This is a genomic window from Streptomyces sp. NPDC020965 (assembly GCF_044333555.1).
In the GTDB taxonomy this organism is placed as follows: domain Bacteria; phylum Actinomycetota; class Actinomycetes; order Streptomycetales; family Streptomycetaceae; genus Streptomyces.
Genome location: NZ_JBIRRE010000007.1, coordinates 1 through 23,471, shown reverse-complemented (window position 1 = coordinate 23,471; position 23,471 = coordinate 1). Strand labels below are relative to the sequence as shown.

Annotated in this window: 11 protein-coding genes; 4 read left to right on the top strand and 7 right to left on the bottom strand. The window is 73.0% G+C overall.

All coding sequences use genetic code 11. The annotated features are described in order from the left end of the window. Positions 1-417 precede the first annotated feature (417 nt). The 4 genes from ACH4S7_RS21480 to ACH4S7_RS21465 form a co-directional block, all read right to left on the bottom strand. Positions 418-1,041, bottom strand: a complete 624-nt coding sequence (locus ACH4S7_RS21480; protein WP_398522823.1) for an isochorismatase family protein — start codon at positions 1,039-1,041, stop codon at positions 418-420. 72 nt (positions 1,042-1,113) lie between these two features. Further along, entirely contained in the window at positions 1,114-2,841 is a 1,728-nt protein-coding gene (locus tag ACH4S7_RS21475; protein WP_398523175.1) for a (2,3-dihydroxybenzoyl)adenylate synthase, read from the bottom strand. A gap of 17 nt (positions 2,842-2,858) precedes the next feature. Then, entirely contained in the window at positions 2,859-4,019 is a 1,161-nt protein-coding gene (locus tag ACH4S7_RS21470) for an isochorismate synthase (RefSeq protein ID WP_398523174.1), read from the bottom strand. Between the two features lie 171 nt (positions 4,020-4,190). After that, positions 4,191-5,036, bottom strand: coding sequence for a 2,3-dihydro-2,3-dihydroxybenzoate dehydrogenase (locus ACH4S7_RS21465; RefSeq protein ID WP_398522822.1), 846 nt, complete (start codon positions 5,034-5,036; stop codon positions 4,191-4,193). Positions 5,037-5,526: 490 nt separating this feature from the next. Here ACH4S7_RS21465 and ACH4S7_RS21460 point away from each other — a divergent pair, with 490 nt between their 5' ends. The 4 genes from ACH4S7_RS21460 to ACH4S7_RS21445 all read left to right on the top strand — a co-directional run bounded on the left by ACH4S7_RS21460 (position 5,527) and on the right by ACH4S7_RS21445 (position 9,808). Further along, entirely contained in the window at positions 5,527-6,513 is a 987-nt protein-coding gene (locus ACH4S7_RS21460; RefSeq protein ID WP_398522821.1) for a FecCD family ABC transporter permease, read from the top strand. Next, complete coding sequence (locus ACH4S7_RS21455) at positions 6,510-7,619, top strand: FecCD family ABC transporter permease (RefSeq protein WP_398522820.1); 1,110 nt, start codon at positions 6,510-6,512, stop codon at positions 7,617-7,619. Before ACH4S7_RS21460 ends, ACH4S7_RS21455 begins: the two co-directional genes overlap by 4 nt. Positions 7,620-7,922: 303 nt before the next feature. Next, positions 7,923-8,891 (top strand): AraC family transcriptional regulator, encoded by a 969-nt coding sequence (locus ACH4S7_RS21450; protein ID WP_398522819.1) that lies wholly within the window; start codon positions 7,923-7,925, stop codon positions 8,889-8,891. A gap of 44 nt (positions 8,892-8,935) precedes the next feature. Next, complete coding sequence (locus ACH4S7_RS21445) at positions 8,936-9,808, top strand: carbohydrate-binding protein (RefSeq protein ID WP_398522818.1); 873 nt, start codon at positions 8,936-8,938, stop codon at positions 9,806-9,808. A 472-nt stretch (positions 9,809-10,280) separates the two neighbouring features. Here ACH4S7_RS21445 and ACH4S7_RS21440 read toward each other — a convergent pair whose 3' ends face one another. From ACH4S7_RS21440 to ACH4S7_RS21430, 3 genes are all read right to left on the bottom strand, one after another. Continuing rightward, positions 10,281-11,174, bottom strand: coding sequence for a siderophore-interacting protein (locus tag ACH4S7_RS21440; protein ID WP_398522817.1), 894 nt, complete (start codon positions 11,172-11,174; stop codon positions 10,281-10,283). A 50-nt stretch (positions 11,175-11,224) separates the two neighbouring features. Then, positions 11,225-18,406 (bottom strand): amino acid adenylation domain-containing protein, encoded by a 7,182-nt coding sequence (locus ACH4S7_RS21435; protein WP_398523173.1) that lies wholly within the window; start codon positions 18,404-18,406, stop codon positions 11,225-11,227. A gap of 20 nt (positions 18,407-18,426) precedes the next feature. Next, on the bottom strand, positions 18,427-23,471 hold a 5,045-nt coding region (locus tag ACH4S7_RS21430; RefSeq protein WP_398522816.1), incomplete at its 5' end, for an amino acid adenylation domain-containing protein.

Sequence of the window (23,471 nt, the reverse complement as noted above, 5' to 3'; positions counted from 1 at the left end):
GGATGGTCGTGCAGCTCGCCACCGGCCCGGAACATCCGGACGCCCGCCGCGTCGTGCGGCGCCTTGTCCTTCCGCTGGGCGCGCCGTGCCCGCCAGGGCCGCAGTTCGTCGGGGACGTCCGTGGCGCAGCGGAACCCTCCCGTGCGGAACGCGAAGGGCAGTCCGGTTGGTGTGGCGGTGGCGGTCCCGGAGGCGGGGCGCCATGCGCTGCCCGCGAGGAATCCACCCCCGCCCAGGCCGGCCCCTGCGACGGCGCCTGTCAGGACGCGCAGCGCGCTCCGGCGATTGGTGGGTGACACGGTGGGCTCCCTGCGGTTCGGCTGTGACGGTCAGCCGTTGTTGCCCGCAGGGTGGCGGGGGGTTCATCGCCGGGGGGTGCCGGACGCGCTGAACGGCCGCCCCCCGGCAGAGGAGGTGTCAGAAAACGGCGTCCGCCGTCGTCACCCGGGCGCAGCGGCCCGCCGCCCACTCCAGCGCCTGGCGGTGGTCGCGGGCGGAGAAGTCCGCGATGGCGTCGGCGACCACGAATGCCTGGATGTCCTGCATCCAGGCGTCGCAGGCGGTCATCAGAACGCCGATGTGCGCGTAGACGCCGGTGATGATGAGCTGGTCGCGGCCCTGCTCGCGGAGCCGCTCCAGCAGGTCGGTGCGGACGAACGCGCTGTACTTCCACTTGGTGAGCACGGTGTCGCCGGGGGCGGGCGCTACGGGCGCGGCGATGGCGGCGGCGTCCGCGTCGGCGGGCAGGCCGGGGCCCCAGAAGTCTTGCTGGAGCCCGCGTTCGGACGGAGTCTGGCCGCCCGGCTGGGCGGTGTAGAGCACGGGCACGCCGAGCCGGTCGGCCTCCTTCCGCAGCCTGGCCACCTGGTGCAGCAGGGTCGTCACCGGTTCGGTGTCCGGCTCGAACGCCGAGAGGAAGTAGTTCTGGAGATCGTGTACGAGCAGGACCGCGCGGGCCGGGTCGACGCTCCAGTCGACCCGGTTGGCCGGCAGTTCGTCCGGCCGGGGCATCGGATAGGGCGCGATGGCGGGCAGGGCCATGAGGAGAGGTTCCGTTCGGTGACGTGAGCCGTGAGGCGTGGCGCGGTGGCGGTGCGGGTGGTGGTGACGGGGTCAGAGGTGGGCGCGGAGTTCGTTCTTGGAGACCTTGCCGACTCCCGTGGTCGGGAAGGCGTCGACGAACACCACCCGGTCGGGCACCTTGTAGGCGGCCAGTCCCCGATCCCGTACGAAGGACTTGACGGCCTGAGCCCTGAGTGGCTCTGCGTCGGCGCGCAGGATCACATAGGCGCAGGTCCGTTCGCCGAGGTACGGATCGGGCTCGGCGACGACATTGGCGTCGTGCACGCCGGGGTGGGCGAGGAGGTGGTTCTCGACCTCCTCGGCCGCGATCTTCTCGCCACCGCGGTTGATCTGGTCCTTGGCACGGCCCTCGACGACGATATGGCCGGTCTCCGTGAGTCGGACGACGTCACCGGTGCGGTAGAAGCCGTCGGCGGTGAAGGAACGGGCGTTGTGCTCTGGGGCGTTCCAGTAGCCGCGGATGGTGTAAGGGCCGCGGGTCAGCAGGTGCCCGGTCTGGCCCACGGGCAGGTCGTTGTCCTCGTCGTCCACCACCCGGATCTCGTCGTCCGGGGAGATCGGCCGGCCCTGGGTGGTGACGATCGTCTCGGCCGGATCGTCCAGCCGGGTGTAGTTCACCAGCCCCTCGGCCATGCCGAACACCTGCTGAAGGGTGCAGCCCAGCGCGGGCCGCACCCGGCGGGCCGCCTCCTCGCTGAACTTCGCGCCGCCCACGAGCAGGACGTCGAGGCTGCTCAGGTCGTACGCCGTGCGGGGCGCGGCCTCCGTCCACACCAGCGCGAGGGGCGGGACGAGACCGGTGATGGTGACGCCTTCGCTCTCGATGAGCTGGAACGCGACATCGGGGACGGGCCGGGGGCAGAGGACGACCCGGCCGCCGGCGTACAGGGTGCCCAGCGAACCGGGCGAGGAGAGCGGGAAGTTGTGCGCGGCCGGCAGTACACACAGGTACACACTGTGCTCGTCCACCCCACAGATCTCGTTGGAGCCGCGCAGCGAGTAGATGTAGTCGTCGTGGGTACGGGGGATGAGCTTGGGCACGCCCGTACTGCCGCCGGAGAGCTGGAGGAACGCCTGCTCGTGCGGTGCGGGCCGGGGTAGTCCGATCGGCTCGGCGGGGACGGTGGACAGGTCCTCGAAGTAACCGGCGTCGCCCCCCGTGACGAAGACGTGCTTGAGGGCCGGGGCCTGGGCGCGCACGACGGTCGCGAGGGCCCGGTAGTCGAAGCCCTCGTGCTCGGCGGGGATCACATAGGCGACGGCCTCGGTGAAGGTGCAGAAGTAAACGATCTCGCTCTTGCGGTGCGCGGGCAGCGCGAAGACTGGCAGTGCGCCGATCCGGAAGAGCGCGAAGATCACCTCGAAGAACTCGGCGACGTTCGGGAGCTGGACGACGACCTTGTCGCCCCGGCCGATACCGCGGGCGACGAATCCGGCGGCGAGGCGGTCGGCGCGGACGTCGAGTTCGCGGTAGGTCCAGGTGCGCCGGCCGCCCCCGGGGCCGCCCGCCGGGTCGACCACGGCCACCCGGTCGGGGTGGGCCGCGGCGCGTTGGCGCAGCACCTGCCCGAAGGTCTCCCCGCGCCACCAGCCGGCGGCGCGGTAGCGGGCGGCGAACTCCTCGGGCCAGCCGGGGGCCCGGTCGTCGCCGGCCGCCGGGCGACGCACCGGCTCGGGTGGGGTATCGGGGCCGGTGGTTCTCCCGGTGTCGGGTCCGGTTGCTGTTCCGGTGTGGAGATGCCGGGGTGTCGCGGTCATCTCGGGGACGTCGGTACTCACAGCTCTGCTCCCACAGCGTTCAGGAACGTACGGAACTTGGCGGCCGTCTCCTCGGCCTCCGCCTCGGGTTCGGAGGCGGCGACCACCCCGGCCCCGGCGTAGAGCCGCAGGGTCCGCTCCGCCGCCTCGGCGCAGCGGATGGTGACGACCCATTCGCCGTCGCCCGAGGCGTCGCCCCAGCCGACGATCCCGGTGAAGAAGCCCCGGTCGAACGGTTCGGTCTCGCGGATCACGGTGCGGGCGAGTTCGGTCGGGGTGCCACAGACGGCGGGCGTCGGGTGCAGGGCGCAGGCGATCTCCAGTGCGGAGGCGTCGGGTCGGTCCAGCGCTCCGGTGACGGTGGTCGACAGATGCCACATGGTGGCGGTCCTGATCAGCGTCGGCCGGGCGGGTACGTCGATCTCCGAGCAGTACGGGGCCATGGCCTGGTGCACCGCGTCGACGACGACGGCGTGCTCATGGAGGTCCTTGGCCGACTGGAGGAGTGCGGCGGCCCGCCGTACGTCCTCGGCGAGGTCGGTGCTGCGGGGGGTGGAGCCCGCGAGCGGATTGGCGACGAGGGCACCGCCCCGGCGCGAGACCAGCAGTTCGGGGCTGGCGCCCAGCAGGGTCCGGCCGGGTGTGGTGGGCAGCGCGAAGGTGTAGCCGGAGGGGTCGCGGCGGGCGAGGCGCTGGAGCATCGAGGGGATGTCCAGGGGCTCGTGGCCGGTCAGTTCGAGGGTGCGGGCGAGGACGACCTTGCTGAATTCGCCCTGCCACATCCGGTCGACCGCGGCGGCCACGCCCTTGGCGTACACCTCGGGCTCCGGGTCCTGCCGGATGTCCCAGCGGGCGCCTGCCGGACCGGCCACGGGGAGCGCGATCAGCGGGTCGGAGGCGAGCGGCGGCCCGGTCCGTACGGACTCGGGGAGGACGAGCGCCGGGGGTGCCGACTGGTCGAAGGGGATGGCTCCGACGACCACGCCGGACGGGGAGTCGGCCAGTGCGTCGGTCACCCGTCGGGCGAGGGGCGCGTCGCCCTGCGGTATCGCCCGGCGCACTCCCCGCGCCAGCAGGGTCCGGGTCGGGGTGGCGATGAACCGGTCGTCCGGACCGTAGCCGTCGAGAAGTGCGGTGGCCGCTCCCACGGCGGGGTGCGCCGGGTGGTCGGCCATCATTTTGTGCGTGGCGACTTCGTGGGCAGCCGTCGACACAAGGACTCCTCTGTTCGATGTGAGGGTGCGGGGATGAGAAGGAAGATCGCGGTGGGGCTCGGACCGGGGCTGTGACTCGGGGGCTCGCGTGGCGGAAACCGCGTGGCTCCGCGCCGCCCGGCGGGGGGCGCTCGTTCAGCGCAGGGTCGCGCCGCCGTCGACGTAGAGGTCCTGCATGGTGATGTGCCGGGCCCGGTCGGAGGCGAGGAAGACCACCGCGTCGGCGATGTCCTCCGGTCCCGCGATCCGGCCCAGCGGGATGCCGGTGCGGTAGGCCGGGGGCCCCGGGTCGCCGTCGATGACCAGTCGGGAGGCCGACTCGTCGGTCCACAGGGCGCGTTGCATGGGGGTGTCGGTGGAGCCGGGGGCCACCACATTGCAGCGGATTCCGTCGCGGGCGCTCTCCAGGCCCAGGCATTTGGTGAACATGACGGCCGCGGCCTTGGAGGCCGCGTAGGCGGCCATCCGGGGCCGGGGGATGCCCGCCGCGTTGGAGGCGACGGTCACGACACAGCCGGAGCGGCGCGGGGTCATCCGGGCGACCACGGCGCGGGACAGGTGGAAGACCCCCGTGGTGTTGACGGCGAAGGTGTCGGCCCAGTCGTCGTCGGTGAGTTCGAGCACGGGGGCGGTGCGGAGGATGCCCGCGACGTTCACCAGGATGTCGATCGGGCCGAGTTCGCGCTCGACCCGGTCGACGGTCTCGTCCGCCGCGCGGGCGTCGGTGACATCGAGCGGGAGGGCGGTCACGGATCCGGTGGCGGCACCCTCGGGCGGGTGTTCCGCGCGGTTCCGCTCGAACTCCTCGGTGAGGGCGGAGGCCAGGGCGGAGACCGTGTCGGCGGACCTGTCGGTCGCGGCGACGGTGGCGCCGAGCCCGGCGAGCGCATGCGCCACCGCCGCGCCGATGCCCTGGCCGGCACCGGTGACGAGTGCCACTCGCCCGGCGAATTCCCCGCTGGGCGATCTGTGGTCAGGCATGATTATCCTCCTCGTTCTTAGGTGAGCCTAACCTAAGTTTTCCCGTTGGCCCACCCTGGGTGCTGCGGGGATGGAGGTGATCCCCGGCGGCGAACTGGCCGGGCCGTGCGCGGACTTAGCCATGGCTGGTTAAGGTAGCCTTACCTTAGTTCGCCAGGTGAGGCCCAGCTTCCCTGACCCGTTGGGAGAAGGTGAAGTGGTCGCGGTCCCCTCGCACCAGGGGGCGGTCGAGCCGCAAGGCCCGCACAGCCCCCCCGCCCCGCACGGCGCCGAAAGCCCCGATAAGCCCCAGCGGCCCGAGCGCTCGGAGAGCCCGTCCCGTTCCGTGGTCCCGGAGAGCCCGCCCGATCGGCAGGCGTCGCGCGATCCGCGTGGACTCCACGATCGGCACGGGCCCCACAGCCGGTTCGGAAGCCGGGGCCCCGATGCCCCCGACGCCCCAGGCGTCGGCTCCCCGAAGGAACGTTCCCCCGTACGACGCACCCTCGCCGTGCGGCTCACCGGGCTGCTCGTCGCCTGCGCCGCGCTCGCGGTGGTCGCCGTCCTCAGCATCGCCCTCGGCGCCAAGTCCATCCCCCTCGGGGACGTCGTCACGGGACTGCTCTCGCCGGACGGCTCCGAGAACGCCGTCATCGTCCAGGACTACCGGCTCACCCGGACCCTGCTCGGTATCGCCGTCGGCGTCGGCCTCGGCCTCTCCGGAGCCGTGATGCAGGCCCTCACCCGCAACCCGCTCGCCGACCCCGGCCTGCTCGGCATCGAGTCCGGCGCGTCCGCCGCCGTCGTCATCGCCATCGGCGGGCTCGGTGTGACCAGCCTGCTCGGCTACGTCTGGTTCGCCTTCGCCGGAGCGGTTGTCGTCGCCGTCGTGGTCTACGTCCTCGGCACATCCGGCCGGGGCGCCGCGTCCCCGGTCCGGCTCATCCTCGCCGGAACCGCCGTCAACGCCACCCTGATCGCCGGCATCTCCGCCGTCACCTTCCTCGATGACGAAGCCTTCGGCGAACTGCGCATGTGGGCCGTCGGCACGCTCGCCGGACGCGAGGGAGCCGTCTTCCAGCAGGTGGCGCCCTTCCTCGTCATCGGCACCCTGATCGCGCTCTCCCTCAGCGGCTCGCTCAACGCCCTCGCCCTCGGCGACGAGGCGGGCAAGGCGCTCGGCGCCCGGGTGGTGCGCACCCGGGTGCTCGGCGTGCTCTCCGTGACCCTGCTCTGCGGCGCCGCCACGGCCGCCATCGGCCCCGTCGGCTTCGTCGGCCTGATCGTGCCGCACGTCGCCCGGTTGATCACCGGCCCCGACCACCGCTGGATCCTCGCCTACTGCGTCGTCCTCGCGCCGACGCTGCTCCTCGGCGCCGATGTCCTGGGCCGGCTCGTGGTCCGGCCCGACGAACTGGCCGTCGGCATCGTCACCGCCGCCATCGGCGCCCCGGTCCTCGTCGCCCTCGTCCGTACACGCAAGGTGCCCCAGCTATGAGCGCGACCGACACCGTCACCGGGCCGAAGTCACCCACCGCCGCGCCGGTTCCGACCGCCGCTGAGCTGATCCCCGGCTGGCGGCCGCGGTACGCCGGCGGCCGGGTCGGCTTCCGGTTCGCCAAGCGCCCCGTCGTCGCCGGTTCCGCGCTGCTCGCGGCGCTGCTGGTGGTCGCCGTGCTCGCCCTCGGCACCGGCGACTTCACCGTCTCGGCCGTCGATGTGGTCCGCACCCTGGTGGGCGCCGGTACCCCGGCCACCGAGTACATCGTCAACACCCTGCGGCTGCCCCGGCTCCTCGTCGGCATCGTCGTGGGGGCCGCCCTCGGCGTCAGCGGCGCCATCTTCCAGAGCCTGGCCCGCAACCCGCTGGGCAGCCCCGACATCGTCGGTTTCGAGACCGGCGCGGCCACCGGCGCACTCCTCCAGCTCCTCGTCTTCGGCGGCGGCCCGTTCGCGGTCGCCGTGGGCGCGGTGTTCGGCGGCCTCGGCACGGCCCTGGTGGTCTACGCGCTCGCCTACAAGCGCGGCGTCCAGGGGTACCGGCTCATCCTCGTCGGCATCGCCGCGGGCGCGCTGCTCAGCTCCGTCAACTCCTACCTCATGATCAAGGCATCGCTGGACGAGGCGCAGGCCGCCGCCGTCTGGCTCACCGGCTCCCTCAACGGCCGCGGCTGGGACCAGTTCCTGCCCGCCGTGCTCGCCGTGGCCGTCCTCTTCCCTGCCTGTCTGCTGCTCGGTCCGCATCTGCGGATGATGGAGGCCGGGGACGCGTCCGCGAAATCCCTCGGTGTCCCCGTCGAGCGCTCCCGCCTGATCCTGATCGTGCTGGCGGTCCTGCTCTGCGCCACCGCCACCGCGGCAGCCGGCCCGATCGCCTTCGTCGCCCTCGCCGCTCCCCAGTTGGCCCGCCGGCTCACCCACAGCGCCGGGGTGACCCTGGTCCCGGCCGCGCTGATGGGTGCGCTGCTGCTGACGGTCAGCGACTTCGCCGCCCAGCGGGTGCTGGCTCCGATCCAACTGCCCGTCGGCATCATGACGGCCGCCATCGGTGGTCTCTACCTGATGTGGCTGCTGACCCACGAATGGCGGGCGGGTCGCCGCTGAGCGACCGTCCGGCGCGCTTCAGACCGGGCCGCCGCCGAGCGACCGCCCGCACTGCACACCGGGTCCCCGTCGACCGCCCGCCCGCACTCCACACCGGGCCGCCGCCGAGCGACCGCCCGGCACACCCCGGACACGGCGAACGGGCCCCGGTCACCCTCCCCGAGGGCGACCGGGGCCCACCGCCGGCACGGGGGCCTCATGTCCTGTTCACGTCCTGTTCCGCATCCGCCGCGCGCGTGCCATCGTGTGGGCGCGCCAACTGGTCTGGACCTGAAGGGGCGCCGAACGTGAGGAGAGCGAGCGATGCGCGGCACCACGGTGCCCCCCGGGACGCCCTGCGAGATCCCGCCGGAGGGGGTGTTCCCCATGCACCGCCTGGAGGTGCCGCTGCCCAACGCCATGCCGTTCGCGGTCGGCAGCTTCGACTCCATCGGGCCGATGTCCCGGGCCACGTTCCCGCACCGGCACACCTTCTACGAGATCGTCCACGTCACCGCGGGCACCGGCGCCCATGTGGTCGACCTGGCCCGCTGGGAGCTGCGACCGCCGCACCTGTGCGTCCTCGTCCCCGGGCAGGTCCACCACTGGGAGGACGTCGAAGGGCTCGACGGATCGGTGGTGCTGTTCACCGAGGACTTCCTGCTCGACCACCCCGGGGACCGCGAGCTGCTGCGCCGTCTCGCGGAGCGGCCGTGGCTGAGCCTCGACCCGGCCACCGAGAACCGGACCGGCCGGCTGCTGGCCGACCTCGACGACGAGTACCGGCGCGGGGCCCCGGGGTTCGAGACGGTGCTCCGGTCGCTGCTGCACATCCTGGTGGTCCGCGCCTCCCGGCTGCCCTCCGGCGGCGACCCGGCCCCGGAGGGCGCGCCCGGCCGGCCCGGCGCGGTGGCGGAGGAGTTCGTGCGGCTCATCGCCGGTACGGATCCGGCGCTCTGGTCCGTGCGCACCTGCGCCGACCGGATCGGCGTCACCTCCGGATACCTCTCCGAGGCGGTCAAGGCGGCCACCGGGCGCACCCCGGGCCAACTGGTCCGGGAGGCCCGTACCCATGAGGCGAAACGGCTGCTCGTACGGACCGATCTCACCGTACGACAGGTGGCCGACCGGGTCGGATTAGCCGATTCCGCCTACTTCTGCCGCTTCTTCCGTCGGGAGACCGGTCTGAGCCCCGGGGACTTCAGACGGGAGTTCCGCAACACGCCCTGGCCTGAGGAAATACACCACGACCACCGACTTCCGTCCATCGCCCGGCCCGGGGCCCCCGCATAGGTTCGATTCCGATCGCGAATCCCCCCACGGTGCGAGGAGCAGGCATGGACGGCGAGAACAGCACCCGAGATCCGGTCGGGTCCGGTGAGGTCGGGAGCGGCGGGGAGGGCGCGTGGCACCCCAGTCGCAAGACGCTGCTCCGCGCGGCGCTCGCGGCGGGTATGGCGGCGCCCCTCGGTCTGATGGGTGTCCCCGCGCTGGCCCGCACGCTGACGGAGAGCGGGCGGCTCCCGGAGCCGACCCCGGAGTGCGACGACGGCGACGACCCCACACCGCCGCAGATGGAGGGGCCGTACTTCAAGCCCAACTCCCCGCGTCGCATATCGCTCGTGGACTCCGGCACCCCGGGCACCCGGCTGACCGTCAGCGGCTATGTGTTCGGTCTGGCCTGCCGCCCGCTGGCCAACGTACTGCTGGACTTCTGGCAGGCGGACGTCAACGGAGCCTACGACAACGTCGGCTTCCGGTTCCGCGGGCACCAGTTCACCGACGCACGGGGCGCGTTCACGCTCAGCACCATCGTCCCCGGTCTCTACCCCGGCCGCACCCGGCATCTGCACGTCAAGCTCCAGGCCCCCGGCCGGCCCGTGCTGACCACCCAGCTCTACTTCCCGAACGAGCCGCGCAACAATACGGACGCGCTCTTCGACCCGCGGCTGCTGATGTCCGTCCGCGACGCGGGCGGTGCCCGGCAGGCGGCGTTCGACTTCGTCCTCAACGTGCCGCAGGGGCCCGGACCCTCCCCGACCGGGAGCCCCACCACGACTCCGCCCGGCGGTACCTGGGTGGTGGGCACGTCATACCCGGCGGGCGCCCGCGCCACCTACGGCGGCCGGGGCTATCTCTGCCTCCAGAACCATGTCGCCCAGCCCGGCTGGGAGCCGCCGTCGGTTCCCGCGCTGTGGCGGGCGGAGTGAGCCGCGGTCACGTTCCACCGTGACGCGGCCGACCCAGGGCGTGCGGGCGCCGGATGCCGCTGGCACTCCCGGACGCCCGCGCGGGACGCCGGCTCCCACGATGTGGTGTCGTGTGGGGAGCCGGCGTCATGCAGGGGGGTGGGTGTCGGTGTCGCGGCGGCCGGAGGGGCCGGCGCGACAGAGACACCGCGGGTGCGCGGGACCTCCGACCAGGGGCCGCGCACCCGGCCCGCCCGCGGCACGGCCCAAGGGCCGTCATCGACCCGTGGACGGCCCCGCCGCCGCCGTCCACGTCAGCCTCGCGAGGCGGGGACCCGTACCGACCGGCACGCCAGGATCGGGTGGTACGGCAGGGGTACGTCGGTGGGCACCGACCCCTCCGGCCCGCGTGCGCCGGGCCGGCTCCCCCCTCTCGGGGGTCGGGCCCGGCTTTCCCTCCCGAGAGCCGGGCCCGACCGAGTGCGGGGACGATTCAGCCGTTGTCGCCGGTGACTGTGGTGTCGGCGGGATCGGCTGTTTCGGCTGTTTCTTCATCGTCGTCGTCCTGCGGCTCATGGTGGTCGAGGTTGACCACACCGCGCTTCCAGAAGCCGTCCACGTCGGTGTACTCGCGGTTCAGGCCCAGATCCCGGTGGAGATGGCGGCGGATCGGCTTCAACTCGCCCGCCTCGCCCGCTATCCAGATGAACGGCTGCCCCGGCAGGAACTCGACGCTCTTGACCGCCTGCTCCATCAGGTCGCCGTCGCCGTGCGCCAGCCCGTCGCGGTGCAGCCAGACGATCTCGGCGTCGGCGCGGGTGGGCACGGGGTGTTCCTCGCCCGCGTCGTCGACGAGCAGGAACACCTTCGCCGGTACGCCATCGGGCAGGTCCTCCAGCATCCGGCAGATGGCCGGGATCGCCGTCTCGTCGCCCGCGAACAGGTACCAGTCGAACTCCCACGGCACCATGATGGAGCCGCGCGGACCCGCGACACCGAGCTTCTGACCGGGCCGGGCCTGCTCCGCCCAGACCGACGCCACGCCCTTGCCGTGCAGGACGAAGTCCAGGTCCAGCTCACCGGCCTCGGCGTCGTAGCGGCGCGTGGTGTAGTCACGGGAGATCGGGAAGGGCGGCTCGGTCGGGAACTCCAGGCCGTCGCCGTCGTCCGCGATCCGGGGCAGCACCGGCAGTTCGGCGCCCGGCTCGGGGAAGAAGCACTTCACGTGATCGGCGGGGGAGCGATCGATGAACCCCGCCAGCTCGGGGCCGCCGAGGGTGACCCGGAGCATCCGGGGGGTGACCCGGGTGACCCGCAGCACCTCCAGGGTGCGCACGGTGATGTCGTGGTAGACGACCTCGATCTCCGGCAGTTTGCTGGTTTCCACGGTGGTGACTCACTTCTGCAGAGGATGAACTTAGGTAAGCCTTGCATAACTTACTTCGCGGGTGTGCACGACCCCCGCAGCGCCGCGTCCAGAACGGGACCGATCTCCGCCAGCCGCTCGGGATCCATCAACTCGTCGTGGGAGCAGTCCAGGACGTGCTCGGTGAGCGTCCCGTCCAGATAAGCGGGCCACACCTTCAGCGGCTCGTCGTCCGGCTCAGTGCTCCGGGACGCCGTGAAGAAGAGGACATCGCCCCGGTACGACCGGGTGCGGCTCCGCGACAGCAGCCGTACGCAGTGCACATTGGTCTCCACGATCGCGTTCAGGAGCGCGTCGTCGAAACCGGCCAGCAGGCCCTGGCTGTCCCGGATCACCTCGACGGCCTCCGCACGGCCCTGCTCCGTACCGTCGCCGAGACCGGCCACCGAGAGCAGGAAACCGCTCTCCTCCCGCTCCAGCTCCGCCCGCCACTCCGGCGCGTCGACATACGACCAGTCGTCGCTCTCCGGCGGATAGGCGTCCAGCAGGCCCAGGAACGCGACCTCCTCGCCCCGCTCCTGGAGCAGCGCGGCCAGGGTGTGCGCGACCGTGCCGCCGAAGGAGTAGCCCAGGAAGTGGTACGGGCCCTCCGGCTGCACGGCGCGGATCTCCGCCAGGTACAGCTCCGCCAGCGCGGCGACATCGGCCACCTCCGGCAGCGCGCCGGCGAGGCCGGGCGACTGGATCCCGTAGACCGGACGGCCAGGCTCCAGATAGCGCAGCAGACCGGTGTACTGCCAGCTGAACCCGGACGCCGGGTGGAAGCAGAACAGCGGCGGCAGCTCACCGCGCTCCCGCAGCGGCATCACCGTCCGCAGCGCGTCCCGCCGGGAGTCGGTGCCGATCCGGGCCGCCACATCGGCGACCGTCGGCGCGGACATGACCGTACCCACCTGGACCGGGACACCGAGTTCGGCGCGGATCCGGCCGACGAGCCGCATCGCGAGCAGCGAATGGCCGCCCAGCTCGAAGAAGTTGTCCTCGACGCCGACCCGCTCCAGACCCAGCACCTCGGCGAAGACCCGGCAGAGCAGCTCCTCGCGGGCATCCCGCGCCGGGCGTCCGCCGCCCCCGTCGCCGAATTCCGGCGCGGGCAGGGCGCGGTGGTCCACCTTGCCGTTCACGGTCAGCGGCAGCGCCGCCAGCTCCACGAACGACGACGGCACCATGTACTCGGGCAGCGACGCGGAGAGCGCGGCCCGCAACCGCGCCGGATCGGCGACGGCACCCGACCCGTCCGACGCCGGGACGGTGTAGGCCACCAGCCGCTTCACCCCGGTCGGGCTCGTGTGGACGACGACGGCCGCCGCGGCGATCCCCTCGGCCTCCGCCACCGCCGACTCGATCTCGCCCAGCTCGATCCGGAAACCCCGGATCTTCACCTGGTGGTCGGTACGGCCCAGATAGTCGATCCGGCCGTCGGCGTCCCCGGGGCGCCTGCGCACCAGGTCGCCCGTGCGGTACATCAGCGTCCCGGGCGCGCCGAACGGATCGGCGACGAAGCGTTCGGCCGTCAGCGCGGGTCGTTCGAAGTAGCCCCGGGCCAGCCCCGCGCCCGCCAGATACAGCTCACCCGGCACCCCGGCCGGTACCGGCCGCAGCGCGCTGTCCAGGATGTACGCCCGGGTGTTGTAGATCGGCCGGCCGACGCAGGAGTCCGCGCTGTCCTCGACATCGGCGCCGAGCGCGTTGATCGTGTACTCGGTCGGGCCGTACAGGTTGTAGCCGATGGTGCCCTCGGTCCGCCGCAGCAGCGACCAGAGCGAGTCCGGCACCGCCTCCCCGCCGAGCAGCACCAGCACCGGCCGGTGCCGGTCCGCGTCCAGCAGACCCGCGTCGATGAGCTGCCGCCCGTACGACGGCGTCACATTGACGACATCGATGCCGACCCGGTCGTAGTGCGCGGTCAGCGCGGCCGGGTCGAGCCGCAGCTCCTCGCCGATGACATGCACCTCGTGCCCGTCGACCAGCCAGAAGAACTCCTCCCACGACATGTCGAAGGCGAAGGACACCGTGTGCGCGACCCGCAGTCGTCGGCCCCCGGCCCGCGCCACCGCCGGGGCGAAGATCCGCTCCCGGTGGTTGAGGAGCATGTTCGTCAGACCCGAGTAGGGCACCACCACGCCCTTGGGGCGGCCGGTCGAACCGGAGGTGTAGATCAGATACGCCGGGTGGCGGCCGTCGCGCGCCGCCAGCAGCTCTCCGTCGGCCACCGGTGCACCGGAGAGCGCCGCCAGTTCGGCGACCGTCTCCGGGGCGTCCAGCGCCAGCGCCGGGCAGCCACCGGGCACCCGGTCGCGCACCGCGTCCGTCCCCACCGTCACCAGACAGAGCGGGCGCGCGTCGTCGACCATCGTCGCCAGCCGGTCCACCGGGTGGTCCAGATCCAGCGGCAGATAGGCGGCACCGGTCTTCAACACCGCGAAGAGCGCCACCACGAACTCCGCCGACCGCGGCAGCCCCAGCGCCACCACCCGCTCGGGACCGGCGCCCCGGGCGATCAGCGCCCGCGCCAGCCGGTTGGCGCGCTCGTCCAGCTCGGCGTAGCTCAACCGCTCGCCGTCGAAGACGAGGGCCGTGGTGCCGGGCGTCCGGCGCGCCTGCGCGCCGAACAGCTCGACCACCGTCGTGTCCGGGATCTCGTGCCCCGTATCGTCGCCGGCGGCGAGGAGTTCCGCCCGCTCGCCGTCGACGAGCGTCCGCAGCCGGCCGACCGGCGCGGCCCCGCCGTCCGCGAGCTGCCGCACCAGCAGCAGCAGCCGGTCGGCGAGCCGCTCGGCCGTCGCCCGGTCGTAGAGGTCCGGCCGGTAGGCCAGGCTCAGCTCCAGCGCCCGCTCCGGGGTCACCGCCAGCGTCAGCGGATAGTGCGTGCCGTCCACACTGTGCGTCCAGCCGATCTGGTGGCGGTCCACCGCCTCCTCCCGCGCCGCGTCGTCCAGCGGGGTGTTGCGGAACACGTACAGCGTGTCGAAGAGCTGGCCGACCCCGCTGAGCTGCTGGACCCGGCCAAGCCCCACATAGTGGTGCGGCAGCAGGGCCGCGTGCTCCCGCTGCACCCGCACCAGCAGGTCCCGCAGCGGCTCGCCCGCCCGCAGCGTCACCCGGAACGGCAGCGTGTTCATGAACATGCCGATCATCTGATCGACACCGGCGATCTCGGCGGGCCGCCCGGAGACCGTGGCCCCGAAGACCACGTCGTCCCGGCCCGTCAGCCCCGCCAGCGCCAGCGCCCACGCCGTGGACAGCGCCGTGTTCAGGGTGACCCCACTGCCCCGGGCGAACGTCCGCAGCCGGTCGCTCAACTCCTCCGTCAGCTCGATCTCCACCACCTCGGCCGTCACCGGCTGCCGGGTGGGATCGGCCGGCGCCACCAGCGTCGCCTGGTCCAGACCCGAGAGATGATCCCGCCAGGCCACCGCCGAAGCGTCCGTGTCCGTCCCCGCCAGCCAGCGCAGATACTCGCGGTACGGAGTCACCGGAGGCATCCCACCCGCCTCACCGCCCCGTCCGTACAGCGCGAACAGCTCCTCGAAGAAGAGCGACTCCGACCAGCCGTCGGTCAGGATGTGGTGCTGCGTCACACAGAGCATCCACCGCTCGGCCGCGAACTTGATCAGCGTCACCCGCATCAGCGGCGGCGCCGACAGATCGAACCGTGTCGCCGCGTCCGCCAGCGAGAACTCCCGCAGCGCGTCGTCCTGCGCGGCCCGGTCGAGACCCGTGAGGTCCAACTCCCGCCACGGCAGCTCCCACGCGGCCGGCACCACCTGCACCGGCCCGTCCAGACCGTCGTGCCAGAACGCGGAGCGCAGATTGGGGTGGCGGCGCAGCAGCGCGTCGAACGACGAGCGCAGCGCCGGGGCGTCCACCGCGTGCAGCAGCTCCAGGAAGTTCTGCATCAGATAGACGTCGAGCGCCCGGTCGTCGTAGACCGCGTGGAAGTACAGCCCCTCCTGGAGCGGCGACAGCGGCAGGACCTCGTCCGCCGCCGGGAACACCCGCTCCAGCGCGGCCCGCTGGGACTCGTCCAGCGTCACCAGCGGACCCGACACCCGGGGGGTCGCCGCCACGGCCTCCGCCCGTCCGGCCGCGACCGCCAGCCGCGCCGGCGTACGGTGCTCGAACACATCGCGCGGCGTGAGGACCAGCTTGTCCTTACGGGCCCGCGCCACGAGCTGGATGGAGACGATGCTGTCCCCGCCCAGCGCGAAGAAGTCATCCTCCACGCCCACCGAAGCCAGCCCCAGCACCTCGGCGAAGATCCCGCAGAGCGCCTCCTCCCGGGCGTCCCCCGGCGCCCGGGAACCCACCGCGCCACTCAGCACGGGAGCGGGCAGCGCGGCCCGGTCCAGCTTGCCGTTGACGTTCGTCGGCAGCGTCTCCAGGACGACGACGGCGGCCGGGACCATGTACTCCGGCAGGGAGACGGCGAGCCGCTCCCGCGCCTCGACGGGATCGACCCCACCCGTGACATACGCGACGAGCCGCCGCACGCCCGGCGTGTCCTCCCGCACCACGACCGCCGCCGCGCCGACCCCGTCCAGGGCCTCCAGCGCGCTCTCGATCTCCCCGAGTTCGATCCGGAACCCACGGATCTTCACCTGGTCGTCGGCGCGGCCCAGATACTCCAGCGCGCCGTCCGCCCGCAGCCGTACGAGATCGCCCGTCCGGTACATCCGACCACCAGCCGGACCGTACGGGTCGGCCACGAACCGCTCCGCCGTCAGCGCGTGCCGGCCCAGATAGCCGCGCGCGGTGCCCCGGCCGGCCAGATACAGCTCACCGACGGCGCCCGGCGGCGTCGGCCGCAGCGCCGCGTCCAGCACATACGCGCCGGTGTTCCCGATCGGGCGGCCCACCACCGGGGTCGCGCTGTCCGCGAGATCCGCCCCCAGCGCGTCCACCGTGTACTCGGTCGGACCGTAGAGATTGACCGACATCACCCCGCTGGCGTCCCGCACCCGGGACCAGAGCGCCTCCGGCACCGCCTCCCCGCCGAGCAGCAGCAGCGCCGGCCGGTGGTGCTCGTCGGCCAGCAGGCCCCATGCGACGAGCTGCTGGGCGTAGGTCGGCGTGACGTCCATCGCGTCCACCCGGTGTTCCCGCACATAGCCGACGACGAACTCCGCGTCCCGCCGTCCCACCTCGTCCAGCACATGCAGTTCATGTCCCGCGATCAGCCAGAAGAGCTGTTCCCAGGAGGTGTCGAAGCTGAACGACGCGGTGTGCAGGGCCCGCAGCCGGCGTCCGCCGGCGGCGGAGACCACCGGACCGAACACCGCCGTGAGGTGGTTGCCGTAGAGGTTCGACAGACCGCCGTGGGTCAGGACCACGCCCTTGGGCCGGCCGGTGGAGCCGGAGGTGTAGATGACGTACGCCGGATGGTCCGGGTGCACCTCGGGCGCGGTGAACACACCGTCGAAGGTGGCCAACCGCTCCGCCGTCCAGGGGCTGTCGAGCACGATCCGCTCCGGACCGCCCTCCTCCGGCAGCAGCGGCGCGGCGGCCGTGGTCGTCAGCACGCAGACCGGTCCCGCGTCCTCGATCATGTAGGCGAGGCGATCCGCCGGATGGTCCAGATCGAGCGGCAGATAGGCACCGCCCGCCCGCAGCACGGCGAGGATCGCCACCACCGAATCGGCCGAGCGCGGAATGGCCAGCGCCACCACCGACTCGGGGCCCACCCCGCGCGCGGCGAGCAGCGCGGCCAGCCGGGCCGCCCGCTCGTCCAGTTCGGCGAAGGTCAGCGCCTCCGCACCGGAGACGACGGCGGTCGCGTCCGGTGCCACCGCGGCACGCTCCGCGAACCGGTCGGCGACCGTGCCGGGCGCCACCGGCCGGGACGTGCCCCACCAGCCGTCGAGCAGCCGCTCCCGCTCACCGGGGGCCAGCAGCTCCAGCGCGCCCACGGCGGTCTCCGGGGCCGTCGTGATCCGCTCCAGCACTCCCGCCAGCCGGCCGGCGATCAGCCCCGCCCGTCGCTCGTCGAAGAGGTCCCGGCGGTACTCCAGCTCACAGTGGACCCGGTCGTCCAACGACACCGCCAGCGTCAGCGGATAGTGCGTGGCGTCCCGGGCCTCCACATCGGTGACCCGCAGCCCGTCCGTCAGCTCCGGCTGGCCGTCGGGGTCCACCGGATAGTTCTCGATGACCACCAGCGAGTCGAACAGCTCCCCGCCGCCCGCCTGCTTCTGGATCAGCCGCAGCCCCAGGTGGTGATGGGCGAGGAGGTCGTTCTGCTCGTCCCGGAACCGGCGCAGCAGCGTCTCCACGCTCTCCTCGGGCCGCATCGCCAGCCGGACCGGCACGGTCGTGATGAAGAGCCCCACCATCGACTCGACGCCGGGTATCTCATCCGGTCGCCCGGACACCGTCAGCCCGAACACGACGTCCTGCCGACCGGTGAGCGCGCCGAGCACCAGACCCCAGGCGCACTGCACCAGCGTGCTCGGCGTGGTGCCGAGCCGGCGCGCGGTGGCCGTCAGCCGGGCACTCGACTCCACCGACAGCTCGACACCGAGCGTGCCGGGCCGCACCGCCGTACGGGCCGGGTCGGCGGGCGCGAGCAGCGCGGGCTCGTCGAGCCCGGCCAGCGCGTCCCGCCACGCGGCTTCGGCGGCCGGCCCGTCCTGCTGCTTGAGCCACTTCAGATAGTCGCGGTACGGGCGGACCGGCGCGAGCCCGGAGGCGTCGCCGTCACTCGCGTACAGCGCCAGCAGATCCCCGACCAGTAGCGGCATCGACCAGCCGTCGACCAGGATGTGATGGACGGTGACGACGAGCCGGTGGTCGCCGTCGCCGAGCCGGACCAGGACCAGCCGCAGCAGCGGCGGCCGGTGCAGCTCGAACCGCTGGGCCAACTCGTCCCGCTCGACCCGGCGCAGGGCCTCCGCCCGCGCCCGTCCATCCTGCTCCCCGGAGTAGCGGGTTTCCGCGGACACATCCACCCGACCCACCGAGATCTTCACCTCGGACGGTACGAACTGGACCGGCTGCGGCACCCCCTCGTGCCAGAACCCGGCCCGCAGATTGGGATGCCGCCGCAGCAGCGCCGCCGCCGCCCGGTCCAGCCGCTCGACGTCCACGGGACCGGCCAGCGCCACCGACACCTGCACGGTGTAGACGTCGGTCGCGTCCTGGTCGTACACGGAGTGGAACAGCATCCCCTGCTGGAGGGGGGACAGCGGAAGCATGTCCTCGATACGCGCCTGCGTCACTGCTGGTCCCTCCACATTGCTTCGAGCATGGTGATCTGGTCCTGGTCGAGATCGACCAGGTCGAGGTCCGACGGGGTGTGACCGCCGGTGGTGCCGCCGTCCGCCCACGCCACCAGGGCGTCCAGCGCGGAGAGCCAGCCGTCGGCGAGTTCGCCGACCGTGTCCTGGGGCAGGGCCTCGCCCGCCCAGACGAGGGTGGCGAGGAGTTCCGGCCCGTCGGGGCCGTTCTCGATCTCCGCGGTGATCTCCAGTGGATGCGAGAGCGGCGTCGCCGGATCGGGCTGTACGGCGAGGACGTCCGACTCCGCGGCCGGACCCCAGCCCGAAGCCGCGGGGGTCGCGGTCTGCCGGCCCAGGTAGTTCCAGAGGATCTCCGGGCGCGCGGTCCGGTCGAACAACCGGGCCGTCCCGGCGTTGAGATACCGCAGCAGCCCCGCGCCGACCCCGCCGTCGGGCACCGCCCGCAGCAGTTCCTTGACCGCCTTCAGCGCGGCCCCGGCGTCCTCCCGCCCCGCGAGCACGGCGGCCGGGTCATAGCCCCCACCGCCGAGTCGCAGCGGATAGAGGCTGGTCAGCCAGCCGACGGTGCGGGTGAGATCGGCGTCCGGGAGCAACTCCTGCTCCCGGCCGTGCCCTTCGAGCTCCACCGTGAGACCCGCGGCCGACGTCCGCCCGTGCCGGGCCGCCCAATCGCCGACGGCCAGCGCCAGCGCGGTCAGCAGGGTGTCGTTGACCGTGCCGTGGAACGCGGCCGGCACGGTGTCCAGCAGGGGCGCCGTGCGATCCGCCGCGAGCCGTACGGTCAGCTCCCGCGCGGTCGCCACCGTGTCCCGCGCCGGGTCCAGCGCACGGGCCGTCAGCGTCCGCTCGTGGACGTCCGCGTCCAGCCAGTGCTCCAGTTCGGCGACCCGCCGCGCGGAGTGCGCCTCGCTCAACAGATGCGTCGTCCAGGCGCGCAGCGAGGTCCCCACCGGGTCGAGCGCGGGCGCGCGCCCACCGGCGACCGCCTCCCAGGCGGCCCGTAGATCGGGCAGCAGGATCTGCCAGGACACCTCGTCGACCACCAGGTGGTGCGCGACCAGCAGCAGCCTGCCGGGCCGGTCGGGGCCGGCGTCGAAGTGGACGGCCCGCACCATGTCCCCGGCGACCGGGTCGAGCAGTTCGGCCGCCCGGTCCGACTCCGCCGCGATCAGATGGCGCAGCGCCTCACCGTCCAGGCCGGTCACGTCGACCGTACGCAGCACCGCCCCCGCGTCGATCACGCCACGCGGCCGGGTCTCGGCCGTCCAGATCCCCTCCCGGCGTACGGTCAGCCGCTGCCGCAACCCGTCGTGGTGGTCGAGCACGGCCTGGAGCGCCGGGACGAGATCCCGCTCCCGCACCCCGGCGGGCAGCCGGATCAACCGGGCCTGGCAGAACCGGGCGTACGGGCCGCCACGACCGGCGAACCAGTGCGCGATCGGCGGCAGCGGCAGCGGTCCGACCCCGTCGTCCACCAGGCGGGCGGGTGCCGCGGTGCGGCCCTTCGCCACCGCGGCCAGTCCGGCCGGTGTCGGCTGCTGGAAGATCTGCCGGGCCGTGATGGTCAGCCCGGCCTTACGCGCCTGGCTGACCAGCCGGATGGAGACGATGCTGTCGCCGCCCAGCTCGAAGAAGTTGTCGTCGGGACCGGCCGAAGGCCGTCCGAGCACCTCACCCATCAGCCGGGTCAGCGTCTCGACCGGGCTCTCGTCGCCGGTCGGGCGCGGCTTGGTCGAGGTGACCGCCACCGGGGCGGGCAGCGCGCGCCGGTCCAGCTTGCCGTTGGGCGACAGCGGCACCCGCGCCAGCTCCAGGAAGACCGACGGGATCATGTACTCCGGCAGCCGCTCCGCCGTGTGCCGCCGCAGCGCCTCCGGATCGACCGTGGCACCGTCACCGGGAACCGCATAGCCCACCAACTGCCGTACGCCCGGCACGTCCTCCCGGACGACGACGACCGCATGGGCCACCCCCGGCGCCGCCGCGAGCACCGCCTCGATCTCGCCCAGCTCGATCCGGAACCCGCGCAACTTGACCTGGTCATCGGCGCGGCCCAGATAGTCCAGCCGCCCGTCGGCGCGCCAGCGCGCCAGATCGCCGGTGCGGTACATCCGGGTGCCGGGGGCGCCGTGCGGATCGGCGACGAACCGTTCGGCGGTCAGCCCCGGCCGGGCCAGATACCCCCGGGCGAGCTGGACACCGGCGAGATACAGCTCACCGGAGACCCCGACCGGGACCGGCCGCAGCGCCCGGTCCAGCACCTGGACCCGGGTGTTCCAGACGGGCGAACCGATGGGCGCCGACAGTGTGCCCGGCGGGCACGAGGTGGCGGTGACATCGACGGCCGCCTCGGTCGGCCCGTACAGATTCTCCAGCGCGACCCGGTGGTGGCCGGCCGACGCATGGAAACGCGTCACCAGATCACCGCTCAGCGCCTCACCGCTGCACACCACCAGCCGCAGGGTCGGGCAGGACGCCACGGCCACCTCGCCCAGGAACGCCTGGAGCATCGACGGCACGAAGTGCAGAACGCTGATGTGCTGTTCGCGGATGAGCCCGGCGAGATACTCCGGATCACCGTGCCCGTCCGGGCGGGCGACGACCAGCGGGACCCCCTCGGCCAGCGGCCAGAACAGCTCCCAGACCGAGACGTCGAACCCGGCGGGCGTCTTGTGCAGCACCCGGTCGGCCGGGGTGAGACGGTAGGCGCCCTGCATCCAGCGCAGCCGGTTGACGATCGCCGCGTGCTCGACCAGCACCCCCTTGGGACGGCCGGTGGACCCGGAAGTGAAGATCACATATGCGGGGTGGCGGGGCAGCAGCGTCGCCCGCCGGTCCACATCCGTCACCTCGAATCCGGGCAGCGCGGCCAGCCGCTCCCGTACCTCCGGGGCGTCCAGCACCACCGGCTCAGGACCCGGGGGCAGCGAGCCGAGCGAGGCCCGGTCGGTGAGCACACACACCGGTCCCGCCGTCTCGGCCATGAACGCCAGCCGGTCGGCCGGGAGCCCGGTGTCGAGCGGCAGATAGGCGCCGCCCGCCCGTACCACCGCGTGCACGGCCACCAACAGATCGAACGACCGGGGCAGCGCCACGCCGACGATCGACTCGGGGCCCACCCCGTTCTCGATCAACAGCCGGGCCACCCGGTTGACCCGCTCATCGAACGCGCCGCGCGACAGCCGCTCGCCCTCGAAGACGAGCGCGTCGGCGGTGAGATCGCCGGCTCCGGCCGCCACCAGACCGGCCAGCGTGGCCGGTCCGTCCAGCGTCCTGGCCGTGTCGTTCCACCCGTACAGCACCCGCCCGCGCTCATCGGCGTCCATCACCTCGACGCGCGCCAGCGGAAGCGCCGGGTCGGCGGCGACCGCGTCCAGCAGCCGCACCAGCCGCGCCGACAACGTCTCGGCGGTCGACCGGTCGAACAGATCCGTCGCGTACCGGATACCGCCGGAGATCCGGCCGTTGTCCTCGGAGGCACCGAACGCCACCTCCAGATCGAACTTGGACCCGCCGACCTCGACCGGTATCTCCTCGGCGGGCAGCCCGAACAGCTCCCGCACCTCCGTGGCGACCGAGTGGTAGGTGACCATCGTCTGGAACAGCGGGCTCCGGGAGTGCGAACGCGTCGTACCGACGGCCTCCGCCACGCTCTCCAGCGGCAGATCCGCGTGCGAGAACGCGGCGAGCCCCGTGTCCCGCACCCGGGTCACCAGCTCGGCGAAGGTCGGATCGCCGGACAGATCGGCCCGCAGCACGAGGGTGTTGAGGAAGAAGCCGACGAGTCCGTCCAGCGCCTGGTCGTCCCGGCCCGCGACAGCGCTCCCGAGCGGGATGTCGTCGCCCGCGCCGAGCCGGTGCAGCAGCGTCGCGACCGCCGCGTTGACCACCATGAACATGGTCGCGCCGGTCTCCCGGGCGATCCGGGCCAGCCCCCGGCCCGTCGCCTCGGGCACCTCGAAGGTCACCACGTCGCCGCCGTGGGTGGGGATGGCGGGGCGTGGTCGGTCGGTGGGGAGGGGGAGTTCCTCGGGGAGTGCGGTGAGGGTGTCGCGCCAGTAGGCGGTCTGCCGTGTGGCGAGCGATGCGGTGTCGGTGGGGTCGCCGAGGAGTTCGCGCTGCCAGAGGGCGTAGTCCGCGTACTGGACGGGCAGCGGGGTGAACTCCGGCGCCCGGCCCTCGGCCCTGGCCGCGTAGGCGGTGCCCAGATCCCCGAGCAGCGGACCGGTGGACCAGTCGTCGGTCGCGATGTGGTGCAGGAGCAGCACGAGTACGTGATCGTCGGCGGCGGCCTTCAGCAGGGTCACCCGGAGCGGGAGATCCACCGCCAGATCGAAGACCTGTGCGCAGGCGGCGAGCGCCTCGGCGGCCAGCCGCCCGGCCGGCACCTCCCGCACCAGGAACGGCACCCGGGCCTCGTCGGCCGCCAGCACCCGCTGGTACGGCTCGCCGTCATGCTCGGCGAACACCGTACGCAGCGCCTCGTGCCGGTTCACCAGATCCTGTACGGCGGTGGCCAGCGCGGTCACGTCCAGCGCGCCCCGGAGCCGTACCGCGAACGGCACGTTGTACGTCGTCCCCGGCTCCTGCACGCTGTCCGCCAGCCACAACCGGCGCTGTGCGTAGGAGAGGGGGAGTCGGTCGGGCCGGGTGGCGGGGGTGAGCGGGGGCCGTTCGGTGGTGGAGCGGTCGGCGAGCCGGGCCGCGAGACCGGCCGCGGTCCGCGCCTCGAACACATCCCGGACACCGCACTCCACACCGAGCGCCGCCCTGACCCGGCCGACGGCCCGCGCGGCGAGCAGCGAGTGGCCGCCGAGCCGGAAGAAGTCGTCCTCCACACCGACGGACGGCAGCCCCAGCGCCTCGGCGAAGATGCCGACGACGATCTCCTCACGGGCATCCCGGGGGGTGCGGGTGGTGTGGGGGGTGGTGGTTGTGGGGGTGGGGAGGGCGTTGTGGTCGAGTTTGCCGTTGATGTTGGTGGGGAGTGCGTGGAGGTTGGTGATGGTGGTGGGGATCA